Below are 15,505 nucleotides of genomic sequence, written 5' to 3' on the forward strand. Positions count from 1 at the left end.
TGCGTCTCCCCTGCCCCTCCCTCTAGGCTCGTCGCAGTCGCACACCGACGAGTGCCGGAAGGAGGCCGAGATGGACGACTACACCCACGAGATCCTCACGCGTCAGCGGGAGGCACAGCTGCGCCGCACGATGGGGCGCGCGCGTGCCGGGACGATCCACCACGCCTCCTGGCGGGTGCGAGCCGCCGACACGCTGCGCCGGTTCGCCGACGCCGTGGACGCCCTCCCCGCAGGGACCACCGATCCCACTCGTCCGATGTGACCTCAGGTCGCCCCGGACCGACGTACTGCTGAGCGCACCGCTGACCCGCGGTCGGCTCGACGACCCGTGACGCACGGGCCTGCACGACTTCACCACCACGCGACGTCCCCGTGCGGGGCACGTCGCCGACGCCTGCACCCAGGCGAACAGGGGCACCATCATGAACGAGTACACTCATCTCCTTCTCATGCAGATGCACGAGAAAGAGCTCAACGAACGCATCGAGCACCAGCGCCACCTCCTCACCGCGCACCGCAGCCAGCGCACCGCGCTGCGCACGCGGACGGCGAGGACGCTGCACCGGCTGGCGGACCGCCTCGACGGAGGTCACGTCCGCCCGCAGCCGGCGCGTACGACCCGCTGACCCGTGGCTCACGCCGCGGGCCGACGGGCCACGACACCACCGAGACCGGTGGCACCGCATCCCGGTGTCACCGGTCTCGTGCGCTCCAGGCGGTCGCGATCTCGGCGCCGACCCTGATGTTGTTGGCCGCGATGTCGAGGTTGACCTCCAGGCTCGAGCCGCTGGTCAGCTCGACGATCCGGGCGAGCAGGTACGGGCTCACGTCCTTGCCCGTGATGCCGTCCCGCTCGGCCTCGGCCAGCGCCTGGCGCAGGGCGTCCTGGTGGACCTGCGGGTCGAGCTGCTTCTCGTACGGCAGCGGGTTCGCGACGAGCACCGCGCTCTCGCGTCCGAGCACGTCGTTCGAGGCCATCACGGCCGCCACCGTGGCGGCGTCCGGCACGGCCCAGTCGACGGTCTCCCCCGACTCCGTCAGCCAGAAGCTCGGGAACTGGTCCGTCCCGTAGCCGACCACCGTGACGCTGAGGGTCTCCAGCCGCTCAAGCGTCGCCGGGATGTCGAGGATCGACTTCACGCCCGCGGACACCACTGTGATCGGCGTCTGCGCGAGCATCGTGAGGTCGGCGGACTCGTCGAAGGTGTCGCTCGCCCCGCGGTGCACGCCGCCGAGCCCCCCGGTGGAGAACACCCGGATGCCGGCCTTCGCGGCGAGGAACGCGGTCGCCGCGACCGTGGTCGCACCGGAAGCACCCGTCGCCATCGCGACCGGCAGGTCGCGCACGGACACCTTCACGACCGCGTCGTCGAGCGCGATGCGCTCGAGGGCCGCCTCGTCCAGGCCCACGTGAGGCTCTCCGTCGACCACGGCGATCGTCGCCGGGACCACGTCGCGCTCGCGCAGGATCGCCTCGAAGTCGCGGGCCGCCTGCAGGTTGCGGGGCCGCGGCAGGCCGTGGGAGATGATCGTGGACTCGAGCGCGACGACGGGACGGCCGGCCTCAAGGGCGGCGGACACCTCGGGGTGGATGTTCATCCCCCCAGTGTCCCCTCAGATCTTGGTGCGATGAAAATTCGCGTACGAGCGCGACGGCGTCGGACCGCGCTGGCCCTGGTAGCGCGAGCCGTACTTCTCCGAACCGTACGGGTGCTCGGCCGGCGACGAGAGACGGAAGAAGCAGAGCTGCCCGATCTTCATGCCCGGGTAGAGCTTGATCGGCAGGGTCGCGACGTTCGCGAGCTCGAGCGTGACATGGCCGTCGAAGCCGGGGTCGACGAAGCCCGCGGTCGCGTGGGTCAGGAGGCCGAGCCGCCCGAGGGAGGACTTGCCCTCGACGCGGGCCGCGATGTCGACCGGCAGCGCCACACGCTCGTACGTCGAGCCCAGGACGAACTCGCCGGGGTGGAGGATGAACGGCGCCCCCTCCGCAGCGGTGACCTCCTTGGTGAGGTCCGACTGGTCCTCGGCCGGGTCGATGTGCGGGTAGCGGTGGTTCTCGAAGACGCGGAAGTACTTGTCGAGGCGGACGTCGATGCTCGAGGGCTGCATCATCGCCTCGTCGTACGGGTCGAGGACGATCCGCTCGTTGTCGAGCTCGGTGCGGATGTCGCGGTCGGAGAGCAGCACAGACCGACCGTAGCGCAGGGTCCCCCGGCGGTCTCGCGCTGCAAGCCGGCGGGAGGTGACCCCCGAGCCTCCGTACGGTCGTGGACATCTCGGACAAACAGTGTCATTCAACTCACATCTCGCGGACCGGGAGGACCGTCCGCGGCAGCACCAGGGGGACGTCCGATGGGGACGACGCAGCCGCCGAGCAGAGCTTGGGCGACGTACGAGGCCTTCACCACGATCGGCCTGCACGACAAGGGGAACCGAGGACGGGCGACCGGTACGGGACGGGCCGCCACGCCCGCGCGGCGCCCCGCTCGCGCCGCCCACCGCCGGGCGTCCGACAAGGGCGTACGCGCCCTTCTTCACCGCCTTCTTCCCACAGCCACCGCGTAGGGAGCCTTGGCTCACCCCCCAGGGGTGTGCTTGACTGCCGGGGTCCCCCGCAGTCGATGGAAGGTGAATCTTGTGGCTACCCCCGGCCGCAGGAAGGCGCACCGCGCGCCCCGCCGGCGCCTGGTGAACCCCACGTCGTTCACGACCCGCTCTGCACCGACGGGCACGCGCGCGACCCCCCAGGAGCGACTCGAAGCCCTTCCGCTGCGGTCGACCCGTCGCCGGCCCGCCGCCCTCGCCGGGCTGCTGATCGCCGGTGTCGCGACGGTCGCCGCATCCGCGCCCCAGGCACTCTCCACGACCGCAGCGAGCGTCGACGGCGCCCCGGCCGAGACGCAGGTCGTCCGCTCGGCCCCCTCGCTCGCGCAGCACATCGAGGAGCGCCGTGAGGTCGCCGTCAGCCGCTCGAGCGAGCGGCAGGCCCTCGTCGACGCCAAGCCTCAGGTCGTCGCCGGCATCGGTGAGGCGACCGCCGAGCCCGAGGAGGAGGCGCGGGCCTCCGACGACGACTCCACGTCCGGCACCCCCAGCGGCCCGGTCTCCGGCAAGCCCTGCGCCAGCGGGTCCGACGTCGAGAGCGGACTGTCCTCCAACGCGATCGCCGTGCACCGCGCGGTGTGCGCCGAGTTCCCCAGCGTCACGTCGTACGGCGGCGTGCGTTCGGGTGACGGCGGCGAGCACGGCACCGGCCACGCGCTCGACATCATGGTGTCCGGCTCGACCGGCGACGCGATCGCCGACTTCGTCCGGGCCAACGCCGGCGACCTCGGCGTGACCGAGGTCATCTGGGCCCAGAAGATCTGGACCACGCAGCGTGGTTCCGAGGGGTGGCGCTCGATGGAGGACCGGGGGTCGACCACGGCCAACCACTACGACCACGTCCACGTGACGGTCGGCTGAGGCCCTCGTATAGAGTGGTCCGCGTCGCTACGGCGGCGACGCCTCGCGGGCGTAGTTCAATGGCAGAACATCAGCTTCCCAAGCTGATAGTGCGGGTTCGATTCCCGTCGCCCGCTCCGCACGCGAAGGGCCCCGGACTCCGGGGCCCTTCGTCATGTCGGCGCCGCCTCATCCCCACTCGCGCGCGGCTCATGCGTCCGTGGCGCCGATCCGTCAGGGGGCCTCGTCGGCCACACGGCGAGCCCACGTCAATCCGCCTCCGGTCCCGGTTTTTCACGCATCAGCCCTGTCGCTCCCGGGGTCGACACGCCTAGGTTGAGGCGGGTCCGACACGACTCAACGAGGAGGTCCGAGGTGCGAAAAGCACTCACCGGAGCCCTGGGAGCAGTGGTAGCCACCACCATGGTCATCACCGCCACACCCGCAGCGGCCATCGACGACGTCAACACGACCAAGCTCCGCAACGCGGTCACGGTCAACGGCATGCTCAAGCACGCCCGCGCACTCCAGGTCATCGCCAACCAGAACGACGGCACACGTGCGTCCGGGCTCCCCGGCTACGAGGCGTCCGTCGACTACGTCACCAAGCAGCTCCGCCGTTCGGGCTACCAGGTCACGAAGCAGGCGTTCAGCTTCCCGTTCTTCCACTCGCTGTCCGACCCGACGCTCTCGCAGGTCTCGCCGACGCCGACCGACTACGCGACCGACGTCTTCGACTACTCCGGCGACGGTGACGTCACCGGTGTCGTGGTCCCGGCGAACAACAACGTCATCCCGGCCACCCCGGAGCCCAGCAGCACCGCAGGCTGCGAGCCCGGCGACTTCGACCCGGCACCCGCCGAGGACGCGATCGCGCTCGTCCAGCGCGGCGGATGCGACTTCGCCGTCAAGGCCGACAACGCGGTGGCCGCCGGCTACGACGCGCTCATCATCTTCAACGAGGGCAACCCCGGTCGTACGGACCTGACCATCGGCACGCTCGGCGGCGAGAAGCCGATCCCCGTCGTCGGACTCTCGTACGCCGACGCGGTCGCCATCATCGAGCAGCTCGAGACCGGCCCCGTCACGCTGCGCGTGACGACCGACGTCGAGAACGATCCCGACCGTACGACGTGGAACGTCATCGCGAACCTCTCCCCGAAGGACCTCAAGAAGGTCAAGAACAAGGACGAGGTCGTCGTGGTCGGGGCGCACCTCGACTCCGTCGCCGCGGGCCCGGGCATCAACGACAACGGCAGCGGCACGGCGGGCATCCTCACGATCGCCCAGAAGATGGCCGACCTGAAGCTCACGAAGAAGCTCACGCGACCCGTGCGCTTCGCGTTCTGGGGCGCCGAGGAGTCAGGTCTGCTCGGTTCCGAGCACTACGTCGCCTCGCTGACCGACAACCAGCGGTCGAAGCTCTACGCGAACCTCAACTTCGACATGATCGGCTCGCCGAACTACGTCCGGTTCGTCTACGACGGCGACGGCTCCGACGGCGGCGAGTCCGGCCCGCCCGGATCCGACGTGATCGAGACGATCTTCACCGACTACTTCGAGAGCCAGGGTCTGGCCAGCGAGCCGACCGACTTCGACGGACGCTCCGACTACGGACCGTTCATCGAGGCCGGCATCCCCGCGGGCGGACTGTTCTCCGGAGCCGAGGGGATCAAGACCGAGGAGCAGGCCGAGGTCTACGGCGGCACGGCCGGTGAGGCGTACGACCCGTGCTACCACCAGGCGTGCGACACGATCACCAACCTCAGCGTGAAGTCCCTGAACGAGCTCGGCGACGCCGCCGCGCACGCGACGCTCACGCTGACGAAGTCGAGGACGGGGCTCTACCCCGACGGCAGCCTCGCGGCGAAGAAGTCCGACGCCGCCAAGGCGAAGGCGTTCTCCGCGCCGAAGTCCTCGCCGTACGGCGGTCACGCGGCAGCCCGGTGATCGCGACCTGACCGGTCTCCGGTCGAAGGGCTGACGTCCCTCCGTCCCCCCCGGATGGAGGGGCGTCAGTCTGTCTCGACGCGCTCGACCGCGAGGAGCGCCTCGGCGAGCGCGGTGACGCCCTCCTCGCCGAGGACGTCTCCGAGGAGACCGACGAACGCCCCGTCGAGCGCGCTCTCGGCGTCGCGCCAGCGACCCGCGTCGCTCGGGCGGTGCCGCAGCCTCGCCTCGGCGATCTCGTCCTCGTTCCAGCCGAGCTGCGCCATCCGCTTCGGGCCCGCGCCCGGGTCGACCAGCATCGCGGACGGCACCGAGAGCCCGACGAGCCCGAGGGCGGCGAAGTACTGGCCGCCACGGACCTCGCGGACCGCCATCGTCGCCTGGGCGAGCCGAGCGGGGACGTCGTCGGGGCGGTCCGCGCGCTGCCAGGCCTGCGCGAGGAGCATCGGCGGCAGGTCGACCTCGTCCAGCACCTGCTCGAGCAGCGTCGCCGCGCGACCGGCCGCCTCGTCGTCCACGAGGTTCTCGCGGCCCCACCGTCGACAGACGTCGAGGTAGGCGTCTGCCGCCGTCTCGGCCGCCGTCTCCGCACTCCGCTCCCAGATCAGGTCGACCACGCGGCGGGGGAAGATGCCCAGCACGTCGTACGCCGCGTCGGTCGAGACGTCCCCGAGGACGCCGACCCGTCCACGGAAGTAGAGGGCCGACGACGGCATGCCGACCTCCTTGGACGTCGACCGGATCATCGCCGACGTCATGAAGGTGCTGCCGAGGGTGTTCAGCGCGTCGCGCCAGGGGTTCACGGGGGCCATGGGAGCACCGTAGCCGCCCCGAGACCCAGGCCACAGAAGGCCACTACTAGGCTTGGGACGATCCTTCCCCCCGAGGAGGTCCCCGTGCTCGTCGTCCGCATCGTCGCGGCCAACCTCGCCCTGGCCGTCGCGTGGCTCGGCACGCTCTCGCTGCTCGGGTTCCGCGCGATCCCGATGCAGCTCGCCCTTCTCGCGATGGGGCTCGTGACGTCGTCGCTGCTCGTCACCCGAGCGCTGCTCGGACGTGAGCGCACCCGCACGCAGGGCGCCGTCGTCGCAGCACTCGAGGACGGCGGCCAGGTCGAGCACTGACCGGCTGACGGGCGCCTGAGGTCAGTGCGGCTGCCAGGCGTCGTCGTCCTCGGTCATCGCCTCGATCGCGTCGGGCAGGACACCGTCGGCGAGATGCTGGATCGTGACGGACTCGAAGACGTCGCGCAGGCTGGCCCGAGCGGCGATCCACACGTGCTGGAGCACCTCCGCCGACCCCGTGTAGGAGACGGCCTCCGGCCGCAGGCCGTACACGCTGACGAGGGGGCCGTCGACCGCTCGGATGACGTCGGCGACGGTGATGTCGGTCGCCGGGCGCGCGAGGCGCCAGCCACCGGACTGACCACGCTGGCTCACCACGATCCCCGCACGCCGCAGGTCGGCCAGGATCGCCTGGAGGAAGCCGTGCGGAATCTCCTGCTTGCGCCCGATCTCCTCGGCGGACACCGGGGAGGCGTCGTCACGGCTGGTGATCTCGATGAGGCCCCGGAGGGCGTAGTCGGACTTGGTGGAGACCCGCATGAGGGAAGTCTCCCAGATTCGTACATCAACTCGAGTTGGGCGCCCCGGGCTTGCGTCGGTTACCCGCGAGTAGGACACTGTTATTACTCGCTGGTAATCCGCTGCACGCGCGAGGCAGCACGAAACGATTGAGGACATGTCGCCGTGAGCCACTACAAGAGCAACCTTCGCGACATCGAGTTCAACCTGTTCGAGGTCTTCGGCCGCGACGAAGTTCTCGGGAAGGGCCTCTTCGAGGACCTCGACGTCGACACCGCCAAGAGCATCCTGAGCGAGATCGACCGCATGGCCCGCGAGGACCTCGCCGAGTCGTTCGCCGAGGCCGACCGCACTCCCCCGGTCTACGACCCCGAAGCCTGCACGGTGACGATGCCCGCCGGCTTCGCGAAGAGCTACAAGACCTGGATGGACTCGGAGTGGTTCCGCCTCCAGCTGCCGGTCGAGATGGGGGGCCAGCCCGCGCCCGCGTCGCTCGTGTGGTCCACGGCGGAGCTGGTGCTCGGCGCCAACCCGCCGGTGTGGATGTACTCCGCCGGTCCCAACTTCGGCTACATCGTGCACCGCAACGGCACGGAGCGGGACAAGCGGATCGGCCAGCACATGGTGGACCGCAAGTGGGGCGCCACCATGGTCCTCACCGAGCCTGACGCCGGCTCCGACGTGGGTGCCGGCCGCACCAAGGCGTACCTCCAGGAGGACGGCACCTGGCACATCGAGGGCGTCAAGCGCTTCATCACCTCGGCCGAGCACGACATGAGCGAGAACATCATCCACCTGGTGCTCGCGCGTCCGGTCGGCGTCGAGGGCGCCGGCGGCCCCGGCACCAAGGGCCTCTCGCTCTTCATCGTCCCCAAGTACGGCTTCGACCTCGAGACCGGCGAGCTCGACGGCACCCGCAACGGCGCCTACGTCACCAACGTCGAGAAGAAGATGGGCATCAAGGTCTCGACGACCTGCGAGGTGACCTTCGGCGACTCGTCGGTCGGCAACGGCGCGCCCGCCAAGGGCTGGCTCCTCGGCGAGGTCCACGACGGCATCGCGCAGATGTTCCAGGTCATCGAGAACGCCCGCATGCTCGTCGGCACCAAGGCCATCGCGACGCTGTCGACCGGCTACCTCAACGCCCTCGACTACGCGCGTGAGCGCGTCCAGGGCGCCGACATGCTGAACCCGGCCAAGGACGCGCCGCGCGTGACCATCACGCACCACCCGGACGTGCGCCGCTCGCTCATGACGCAGAAGGCGTTCGCGGAGGCGCTGCGCTCGCTCGTCCTCTACACCGCGAGCTGGCAGGACCGCGTCATGCAGGCCGAGGCCGCGGGCGAGGAGGACAAGCTCGCCGAGCGGGTGAACGACCTGCTGCTCCCGATCGTCAAGGGCTACGGCTCGGAGCGCTCGTGGGTGCTGCTGGGCACCGAGTCGCTGCAGACCTTCGGCGGCTCGGGCTTCCTCCAGGACTACCCGATCGAGCAGTACGTCCGCGACGCCAAGATCGACACCCTGTACGAGGGCACGACCGCGATCCAGGGCCAGGACCTCTTCTTCCGCAAGATCGTGAAGGACCAGGGCCAGGCGATCGCGCACGTCGCGCAGGAGATCCAGGCGTTCATCGGCTCCGAGGCGGGCAACGGCCGCCTGAAGGTCGAGCGCGAGCTGCTCGGCAAGGGGCTCGAGGACGCGCAGGGCATCCTCGGCGCGGTCTTCGGTCAGATGATGTCGGCCAACCCGGCCGACGGCGGCGACCCGAAGAACGTCTACAAGGTCGGGCTCAACAGCACCCGCCTCCTCATGGCGCTCGGCGACGTCGTGTGCGCGTGGCTGCTGCTGCGCGGCGCGGAGGTCGCGCTCAAGGCGCTCGAGGGCGACGTCTCGGAGGCGGACAAGCACTTCTACGAGGGCAAGATCGCGGCGGCGCAGTTCTTCGCCCGCCAGGTGCTGCCGAAGCTTGCCGCCGAGAAGGCCATCGCCGAGGCGACCGACCTCGACGTGATGGACCTCGACGAGGCCGCGTTCTGAGCTGACGCAGACCTGACGCAGGACCACGAGGCGTTCCGACCACATCCGGGTCGGAACGCCTCGTGCGTTCCTGCATGCTCCTGGGTCAGGGCACGCAGGTGGAGGGGCCGGGCTCCGCCGTCGCGAGCCAGCACAGGTCCGCCGCGCGGTCCTCCCGCCGCGTCTTCCCCGGGCTCGGCGAGATCCCACCACCGCCGAGCTGGTCACCCGGCGCGTCCAGCAGCCGGCCGTCCGCGTCGAGGACCTGCGTCTCGAGGACCAGCCGGTGCGCGCCCTCGAGCTGCGCGGTCGTCACCATCGCCGCCGGATGGACCCACCCGGAGTCGGCCCGCGCGACGTACCACGGCCCTGGGACGTCGTCGACGACGTAGCGGACGCGGACGCGCGCGACGCGGTCGTCCACCTGGTAGGTGGCGCTGCTCGTCACGTGCACCCGGTCCCGCGAGTAGCCGCCCGGCCCGTCGGTCGGGATCGCCGGGTGCGTCGCGTCGGTGCGGTTCTCGGTCGACTTGGTCCCGGGACCACCCATGACACCGCCGGAGAGGACGTCGGCCGACCCGGCGCCGAACCCGGCCGCCTCGCAGCCGACCCGCACCCCGGTCGTCGCGTCGTCGGCGACCACGACCGTGACGGTGCCGCGCCCGGTCGCTGCGCGCAGGACCTGCGCCGACAGCACCTCCGCAGGCTCGATCGTGACGTCCCGACCGATCTGCGCCATGCACCGGTTGGCCAGGGCCGCCGCGCGAGCGGGCCCGAGCGAGCGGAGCCACAGGTCGACGTCGGGCGGCCCGTCGGGCGCCGGTGTCGCTGCCGCGTCGGGGACGGGCGGCACGGGCGACGGACCGTCCCCGGCGTCGCCGTACCCGAGACTCAGCCCGATGACCGTGGCGGCGGCGGCCGACGCCGCGAGCGGAGCGATCCAGCGCCGGGAAGCGGCCTGCCGTCGCCGTGCTCGGTCGTCGGCGAGGATCCGGGCGATCCGCTCCTCCTTGTCGACCAGCTCTCGCTCCGGGGGCAGGGTGATCGTCATGCCAGCTCCTCTCGTACGACGGGTTTGGCTGCCTCGCCCAGCCGGGTCCGTGCGCGGGCCAGGCGGGACTTGACGGTCCCGACGGGGACGCCGAGCGCGTCGGCGGTGTCCTGCAACGAGCAGCCGGACCACCAGACCATCTCCACGACCGCACGCTGCCCGGCCGGGAGACGGTCGACGAGGCCACGGATGCTCCGCATGCGCCGCTCGCTGTCGATCTCGGCGTCGACCTGCTCGGCGTGGTCGCGCTGGTGGCTCTCCACGGGCAGCCGGAGCACGAGCGCGGCGAGCCGGTTGCGGCCCCGCACCGCGTTCGCGCACTCGTGCCCGGCCATCGTGAGCAGGACCGCCCGCGCCGAGTCCCGGCGCAGCTCCTCGACCCGGCCCTCGCGCGCCCGCCGCCACAGGGCGAGGAACGTCGCCTGCGTGACGTCGTCGGCCGTCGCCCAGCACGCCACCCGGCGGAACGCGAAGTTGTAGACCGCGTCGCCGTGCCGGGTGAACAGCGCCGCGAAGGCCTGCTCGCTGCCGTGCCGCAGGTCCTCCCACAGCGCCCGGTCCGACCGGTGCCCGGGACTCGCCTCTCCTCCGCTCACACCCTGAAGAGTCCACCACGGCCGTCCGGGTTCCCTCGTTCCCCCCACCCGCGCGCCGGATACGCTCGCGCCATGGCTGCCGACCTGACCAGCGGACCGCGGCGACGACGCAGGCCCTCGCGCGGCTGGTACGCCGTCGGTGCCGTGCTGGCTGCGGTCGGGATCGTGGGCGCGGTCCTCCTCGGCCTCGCCGCGGCCGGCGTGGCACGCGACGCGGAGGTGACCCCGCTCCCCGACGACGGCACGCTCACGCTGACCGAGAACCGCTTCGCCGTGTGGGTCCGCGCCGACGTGCCCTCGGGGAGCACCGGCGAGGACCTCGGGGTGGCGTGCGACGTCGTCCCGCAGGGAGGCCCGGTCATCGAGGTCCCCGCCCTGCGCAACCAGTCCGCGGCGCTCGACGGCTGGCACCTGGTCGCCCTGTCGGCACGCGACTCGACGAGCGACTGGGTCGGTGTCCCGGCGACGCTCTCCTGCGACGCGACCGACGCAGGACTGGCCGACGCCACGTGGGGCACCGGCAAGCAGCCGCAGGTGCTCGGCGTCCTCGCCCTGTCGCTCGGCGCGCTCGGGTTCGGGGTCGGCGGTGTCGTCGCCGGGGCGCTGGCCGCGCTGCTCGTGTGGTTCCTGCGCCGACCGCGGCGCGCCTGACCCGCAGGCCGCGGCGGTCGCCGGGATCGGCATCGCCGTGGCGCTGGTACTCGTGGTCCTGGGCGCGCTGCTCCTGACCCGGGTGTTCCCGACCGAGCTCCCCGAGGACGGCGAGGTGAGCGCGCCCCTCGTCGGGAGCCTCGCGGTGTGGGTCGAGCTCGACGACGACCAGGGCGGCACCTTCCCCGGCGAGGCGCTCGGGGTGACCTGCTGGGCGATCGCCGACCGCGACGACGAGGTTCCGGACGCCACGCTCGGCATCCCGTTGCAGACCTTCCGGACCACCCAGGCCCGGCTGGACGACTGGCACCTCGTGGCGGCCCTCGACGCCGTGGACCTCGGGCCGTACCGCGGGGACGACCTCGTCGTGCACTGCGAGACCCGCCCGGGCACGGTGGCGGTGCAGGCGTGGGGGACGAGCGTGCGCGGAGCCACCGGCTGGGTGGTCGCCGCGTTCGTCGCGGCGGCGCTCGCGGGCGGCGGCGGACTCGTCCTCGGCGGTGGAGGCGCGCTCGTCGTGCGGCTGCTCCGTCGCCGCTAGGTCGTCCCGCCGAGCGGAAGGTCGATCCGCGCCGCGCCGTCGGGCGTGAGCCGCACCGGCACGCCCCAGTCCTGCTGGTGGACGTGGCACGCGGCACCGACGCCGCCGTCGTCGTCGCAGGACGCCGCCATCGCCGCCACGTGGAGCACGCCGTCACCGACCGCGGGGTCCAGGACCAGACGGCGGACCAGTCCGGCACCGCGCCCCTCCCCCTCGCGGATCAGCGCCGGCGGCGTGGAGGTCACCACGAGACGGGTCGCCGGGCCGTACCGCTCGTCGAGGTGCTGCCCGGGCGGCGGCGTGAACGCGATCGCCAGCTCGACCTCGCCCGACCGGACCTCCGTCGTCGGCCGGCCCGTCGTGTGGCTCGCGCCGCTGGCCTGCGCCGACGCACCGAGGGGTACGCGGGTGATGCGGTGCGCGGCGGACTCGACGACGAGCAGCACGCCGTCCTTCGCGTCGAGGAGCAGGCCCGACGGTTCCGCGAGTCCGGTGGCGAGGGTGCTCACGGCGTCCGCGACGGGGTCGTAGCGGCGTACGGCGCCGTTGTAGGTGTCGGCGATCGCGACGGAGGCATCGGGCAGGACCGCGAGACCCAGCGGGTGCTGCAGCAGGGCGGACGCCGCCGGCCCGTCGACGAACCCGAAGTCGAACAGCCCCCGCCCGACGAGCGTCTCCACCGCCAGCGCCCCGTCGCGCTCGACGACGCGCCGCAGCGCGCTCGCCTCCGGGTCCGCGAGCCACAGGGTGTCGCCGTCGGGCGCGAGCCGCGACGGCTGGGAGAACCACGCCTCGGGCAGCGGCCCGTCGACCAGCCCCTCGTTCGTCGTCCCGGCGACGACCTCGACGGCACCGGAGCGCGGGTCGTACGTCCAGAGCTGGTGGATCCCCGCCATCGCGATCCACACCTGGTCGCGCCACCACACGACGTCCCACGGCGACGACAGCGACGCGGTTCCGTCACCCTGCATCCACTGCCGCCCGTCGCCGGCGAGCACCCGGGTCGCCCCGTCGGTGAGGCGCAGGCCGACCAGCTGGTGCGCGAGCGTGTCCGCGACGACCACGTCGTACGCGACCTCGTCCCGCACCGCGCCCGGGAGGAGCACCAGCCCGTTGGGCTCACGGAACCCGGCGTACCGGCGGACCACGACCTCGCCGTCCAGCTCGACCAGGCTCCCGCTCCCCGCGTCCGCGACGAGCAGCGACCCCGACGGGAGGCGGATCGCCGTCGCCGGGAAGCGGAGGTCCCCCGGCTCGGGGACGGGGGCGACGTACGGCGAGCGCCCGCGGGTCAGCGTCCCGCGCTCCTCGTACTCCGGCAGCAGGGACGCGAGCAGCGCGTCGATCGCGTGGACGTGCCCCTCGCCCGCGTACTGCGCGACGACGTAGCCCTCGGGGTCGATCACGACCAGGGTCGGCCAGGCGCGGGCGGTGTAGGCCTGCCAGGTCGTGAGGGCGGGATCGTCGAGCACCGGGTGCGTGATGCCGTTGCGTGCGACCGCGGAGGTCAGCGCGGCGACGTCCGCCTCGTGGGTGAACTTCGGCGAGTGGACGCTCACGACGACCAGCGCGTCGGCGTACTTCTCCTCCAGCGGACGCATCTCGTCGAGCACGTGCAGGCAGTTGATGCAGCCCGAGGTCCAGAAGTCCAGGACGACGAACCGGCCGCGGAGGGACGCCAGCCCGAGCTCCTCCCCACCGGTGTTCAGCCAGCCTCGACCCACCAGCTCCGGCGCCCTCACCCGGGCGCGACGCTTCTCGCTCACCCTCCGAGCCTAGGCATGCCCGTCGCACCCGCGGCGACCGACCGCTCGGGCGGGTCTGCGCGCTACGGTTTCGACGTGGAGAAGCTGCTCCTCGTGGCGGGGATCGCGCTGGCGCTGTGGGCGCTCAGCTGCCTCGCGATGGTGCTCTTCGCGTCCCGGCTCCCCGACGGGCTGCTGCGGCAGATCGCGGAGTTCCTCCCGGCGTGCGTGACGGCGGCCCGGAGGTTGCGCCGGCACCCCGACGTCCCGCGGCGGGCCAAGGTCGCGCTGCTGGTCGCCGTCCTCTGGGTGCTCTCACCGATCGATCTGCTGCCGGAGTTCCTGCCGGTCATCGGACCGCTCGACGACGTGGTCGCCGTCGTCCTGCTGATGCGGTACGCCGCACGGAGCATCCCCCGGGCGACCCTCCTCGAGGCCTGGCCGAGCGATCCGCGTCTGCTGGAGCGCCTGATCGGCCGGGAGTCCACACCGCGGCCTTAGCCGCGTACACCCAGCGCCGCCGCGCCTCAGCACGCCCCGAGCGGGGCGTCGGCCGCGTCAGCGGGACGGAAGTCGAGGCGCACGGCGTCGGAGCGCGGGACGACGTACGCGCTGCCCGCGTCGTACGTCCACGACTGCGGCAGGAAGACGTACTGGTCGCCGGCCTGGAGGAGGAGGAAGAGCCCGGCGTAACGGATCCGGTACGCCGGGTCCGCGGAGGTGCAGACCGTGACGTCGACCTCGTCGGCCGGGATCCCGAGGCTCTGAGCGCTGTACAGCACTGCCGAGGAGGACGTGCCCAGGCCGTCCACGATCTCGTCCGCCCGCTGCCGCCCGACCGCCGACGAGTAGTCCGCCACCGCCCAGAACAGGCCGAGGGCGACGACGACGAAGACGGCCACCAGCTCCACGGCGCGGGCACGGCGCTCGGCGACGGTCCGGTGCGGGGCCTTGGCGCGGACCACCGCCGCGAGCAGGAGGACGCCCGCGATGAGGCAGAGCGGTGCCACCGCGACCCCGTCGAGCACCGAGGCTCCGAACAGCCCCAGCACCCCTTCGGCCACCAGGAGGACCCCGACGACGACCGTGAGCGGCGGCAGCCACGGCTGGGCGAGCAGCCGGCGGAACGGGCCGGGCAGCACCGTGACGCACCAGCTGCCGACCAGGGCGAGGAGCGCGACGACGGCGAGCGGGAGGAAGAGCCCGTCCTGCGCCCCGACGAGGTAGTCGGTGGTGCTCAGACCGAGCACCGTCGGATTGAGCCCGAAGACGCCGAAGAGCGCGGTCGCGCGCGACCAGCCGAAGAAGAACAGGAGGCCGGTCAGCACGGTCGCCGGAGCGACGACGCCGGCGAGGATCCGGGTCAGGCGCGAGACGTCGAGGGTCGCGCTCCCCTCGTCGGCATCAGTCTCCGGTGCTGCCATCGGAGGTCTCGCCGTCGCCGCCGTCGGTCTCCTCCGGCGTCTCGGTCTCCTCGGTCTCCTCCGTCTCCTCGCCGCCGCACGAGTCGTCCGCCCTCACGACGACCGTGGAGCCCCGGTCGACCTGGCCATCGGAGGGGTCGAAGCCCTGGAAGCAGGTGCCGTCCTCCCACTCGAGCTCGACGCACACCTCGCCGCCGCACGCGTCCGCCCAGACGCCGATGATCCCGTCGCGGACGTCGTCGATCGGCACGCCGGGGTCGGGGATGCTCGGGACGTCGACCGGGGAGCCCGGGGCACCGTTGCCGTTGCCACCGTTGCCGTTGCCGTTGCCGTTGCCGTTGCCGCCGTTGCCGCCGTTGGTGTTGCCGTTGTCGGAACCGCCGTTGCCGCCGTCTCCGCCGCCGCCCTCGTCGTCGCCGCAGCCCGCGAGGAGCAGCAGCCCCAGCGCCAGCGCAGCCAGGCCTCGTCGCACCATGTCGTCCGCCTCCCCGCACGAGAGGG

The 15,505-nt window shown here is 72.2% G+C and carries 18 protein-coding genes and 1 tRNA gene; 10 read left to right on the forward strand and 9 right to left on the reverse strand.

Features of this window, described 5'->3' with window-relative positions; translation table 11 throughout:
- Positions 1 to 70: 70 nt before the first annotated feature.
- Positions 71 to 262: a hypothetical protein gene (locus tag ACQSSQ_RS14615; protein ID WP_431327809.1), complete on the forward strand. Its 192-nt coding sequence runs from the start codon at positions 71 to 73 to the stop codon at positions 260 to 262.
- A 160-nt stretch (positions 263 to 422) separates the two neighbouring features.
- A complete protein-coding gene (locus ACQSSQ_RS14620; RefSeq protein WP_431327810.1) occupies positions 423 to 626 on the forward strand; it encodes a hypothetical protein in 204 nt (67 codons plus the stop codon).
- A gap of 67 nt (positions 627 to 693) precedes the next feature.
- On the opposite strand, the gene ACQSSQ_RS14625 is transcribed toward ACQSSQ_RS14620, so the two are convergent.
- Complete coding sequence (locus ACQSSQ_RS14625) at positions 694 to 1,599, reverse strand: pseudouridine-5'-phosphate glycosidase (RefSeq protein ID WP_431327811.1); 906 nt, start codon at positions 1,597 to 1,599, stop codon at positions 694 to 696.
- 15 nt (positions 1,600 to 1,614) lie between these two features.
- The gene (dcd, locus tag ACQSSQ_RS14630) at positions 1,615 to 2,190 is read right to left on the reverse strand and encodes a dCTP deaminase (protein WP_431327812.1); all 576 of its coding nucleotides are present in this window, start codon (positions 2,188 to 2,190) and stop codon (positions 1,615 to 1,617) included.
- 450 nt (positions 2,191 to 2,640) lie between these two features.
- Between dcd and ACQSSQ_RS14635 the strand changes: the two genes are divergently transcribed.
- From ACQSSQ_RS14635 to ACQSSQ_RS14645, 3 genes are all read left to right on the forward strand, one after another.
- The gene (locus tag ACQSSQ_RS14635) at positions 2,641 to 3,468 is read left to right on the forward strand and encodes a VldE C-terminal domain-containing protein (protein ID WP_431327813.1); all 828 of its coding nucleotides are present in this window, start codon (positions 2,641 to 2,643) and stop codon (positions 3,466 to 3,468) included.
- Between the two features lie 45 nt (positions 3,469 to 3,513).
- A tRNA-Gly gene (locus ACQSSQ_RS14640) sits at positions 3,514 to 3,584 on the forward strand.
- Between the two features lie 238 nt (positions 3,585 to 3,822).
- Positions 3,823 to 5,397 carry a M20/M25/M40 family metallo-hydrolase gene (locus ACQSSQ_RS14645; protein ID WP_431327814.1) on the forward strand — a complete coding sequence of 525 codons (1,575 nt, stop codon included), beginning with the start codon at positions 3,823 to 3,825 and terminating at the stop codon, positions 5,395 to 5,397.
- Positions 5,398 to 5,462: 65 nt separating this feature from the next.
- Here the strand turns inward: ACQSSQ_RS14645 and ACQSSQ_RS14650 are convergent, their stop codons facing one another.
- Positions 5,463 to 6,209, reverse strand: coding sequence for an SCO6745 family protein (locus ACQSSQ_RS14650; protein WP_431327815.1), 747 nt, complete (start codon positions 6,207 to 6,209; stop codon positions 5,463 to 5,465).
- Positions 6,210 to 6,293: 84 nt separating this feature from the next.
- Here ACQSSQ_RS14650 and ACQSSQ_RS14655 point away from each other — a divergent pair, with 84 nt between their 5' ends.
- Positions 6,294 to 6,521, forward strand: a complete 228-nt coding sequence (locus ACQSSQ_RS14655) for a hypothetical protein (RefSeq protein ID WP_431327816.1) — start codon at positions 6,294 to 6,296, stop codon at positions 6,519 to 6,521.
- 21 nt (positions 6,522 to 6,542) lie between these two features.
- On the opposite strand, the gene ACQSSQ_RS14660 is transcribed toward ACQSSQ_RS14655, so the two are convergent.
- Positions 6,543 to 7,001: an RrF2 family transcriptional regulator gene (locus ACQSSQ_RS14660; protein WP_431327817.1), complete on the reverse strand. Its 459-nt coding sequence runs from the start codon at positions 6,999 to 7,001 to the stop codon at positions 6,543 to 6,545.
- A 144-nt stretch (positions 7,002 to 7,145) separates the two neighbouring features.
- Between ACQSSQ_RS14660 and ACQSSQ_RS14665 the strand changes: the two genes are divergently transcribed.
- Positions 7,146 to 9,017, forward strand: coding sequence for an acyl-CoA dehydrogenase (locus ACQSSQ_RS14665; RefSeq protein WP_431327818.1), 1,872 nt, complete (start codon positions 7,146 to 7,148; stop codon positions 9,015 to 9,017).
- An 85-nt stretch (positions 9,018 to 9,102) separates the two neighbouring features.
- Here ACQSSQ_RS14665 and ACQSSQ_RS14670 read toward each other — a convergent pair whose 3' ends face one another.
- A complete protein-coding gene (locus ACQSSQ_RS14670) occupies positions 9,103 to 10,047 on the reverse strand; it encodes a hypothetical protein (protein WP_431327819.1) in 945 nt (314 codons plus the stop codon).
- A complete protein-coding gene (locus ACQSSQ_RS14675) occupies positions 10,044 to 10,643 on the reverse strand; it encodes an RNA polymerase sigma factor (protein ID WP_431327820.1) in 600 nt (199 codons plus the stop codon). Before ACQSSQ_RS14675 ends, ACQSSQ_RS14670 begins: the two co-directional genes overlap by 4 nt.
- A gap of 72 nt (positions 10,644 to 10,715) precedes the next feature.
- Here ACQSSQ_RS14675 and ACQSSQ_RS14680 point away from each other — a divergent pair, with 72 nt between their 5' ends.
- Positions 10,716 to 11,294 (forward strand): hypothetical protein, encoded by a 579-nt coding sequence (locus ACQSSQ_RS14680; protein ID WP_431327821.1) that lies wholly within the window; start codon positions 10,716 to 10,718, stop codon positions 11,292 to 11,294.
- A 37-nt stretch (positions 11,295 to 11,331) separates the two neighbouring features.
- The gene (locus ACQSSQ_RS14685) at positions 11,332 to 11,835 is read left to right on the forward strand and encodes a hypothetical protein (RefSeq protein ID WP_431327822.1); all 504 of its coding nucleotides are present in this window, start codon (positions 11,332 to 11,334) and stop codon (positions 11,833 to 11,835) included.
- Here ACQSSQ_RS14685 and ACQSSQ_RS14690 read toward each other — a convergent pair.
- Positions 11,832 to 13,601, reverse strand: coding sequence for an NHL domain-containing thioredoxin family protein (locus tag ACQSSQ_RS14690; protein WP_431327823.1), 1,770 nt, complete (start codon positions 13,599 to 13,601; stop codon positions 11,832 to 11,834). The two genes, ACQSSQ_RS14685 and ACQSSQ_RS14690, sit on opposite strands and share 4 nt — an antisense overlap.
- Before the next feature lie 75 nt (positions 13,602 to 13,676).
- On the opposite strand from ACQSSQ_RS14690, the gene ACQSSQ_RS14695 reads away from it, so the two are divergent.
- Positions 13,677 to 14,081, forward strand: a complete 405-nt coding sequence (locus ACQSSQ_RS14695; protein WP_431327824.1) for a YkvA family protein — start codon at positions 13,677 to 13,679, stop codon at positions 14,079 to 14,081.
- Between the two features lie 26 nt (positions 14,082 to 14,107).
- On the opposite strand, the gene ACQSSQ_RS14700 is transcribed toward ACQSSQ_RS14695, so the two are convergent.
- The gene (locus ACQSSQ_RS14700; protein ID WP_431327825.1) at positions 14,108 to 15,004 is read right to left on the reverse strand and encodes a hypothetical protein; all 897 of its coding nucleotides are present in this window, start codon (positions 15,002 to 15,004) and stop codon (positions 14,108 to 14,110) included.
- On the reverse strand, positions 14,985 to 15,479 hold the full coding sequence (locus ACQSSQ_RS14705) for a hypothetical protein (RefSeq protein WP_431327826.1): 495 nt from the start codon (positions 15,477 to 15,479) through the stop codon (positions 14,985 to 14,987). Before ACQSSQ_RS14705 ends, ACQSSQ_RS14700 begins: the two co-directional genes overlap by 20 nt.
- Positions 15,480 to 15,505 lie beyond the last annotated feature (26 nt).

This window comes from Mumia spirodelae (assembly GCF_050632745.1).
Lineage (GTDB): Bacteria > Actinomycetota > Actinomycetes > Propionibacteriales > Nocardioidaceae > Mumia.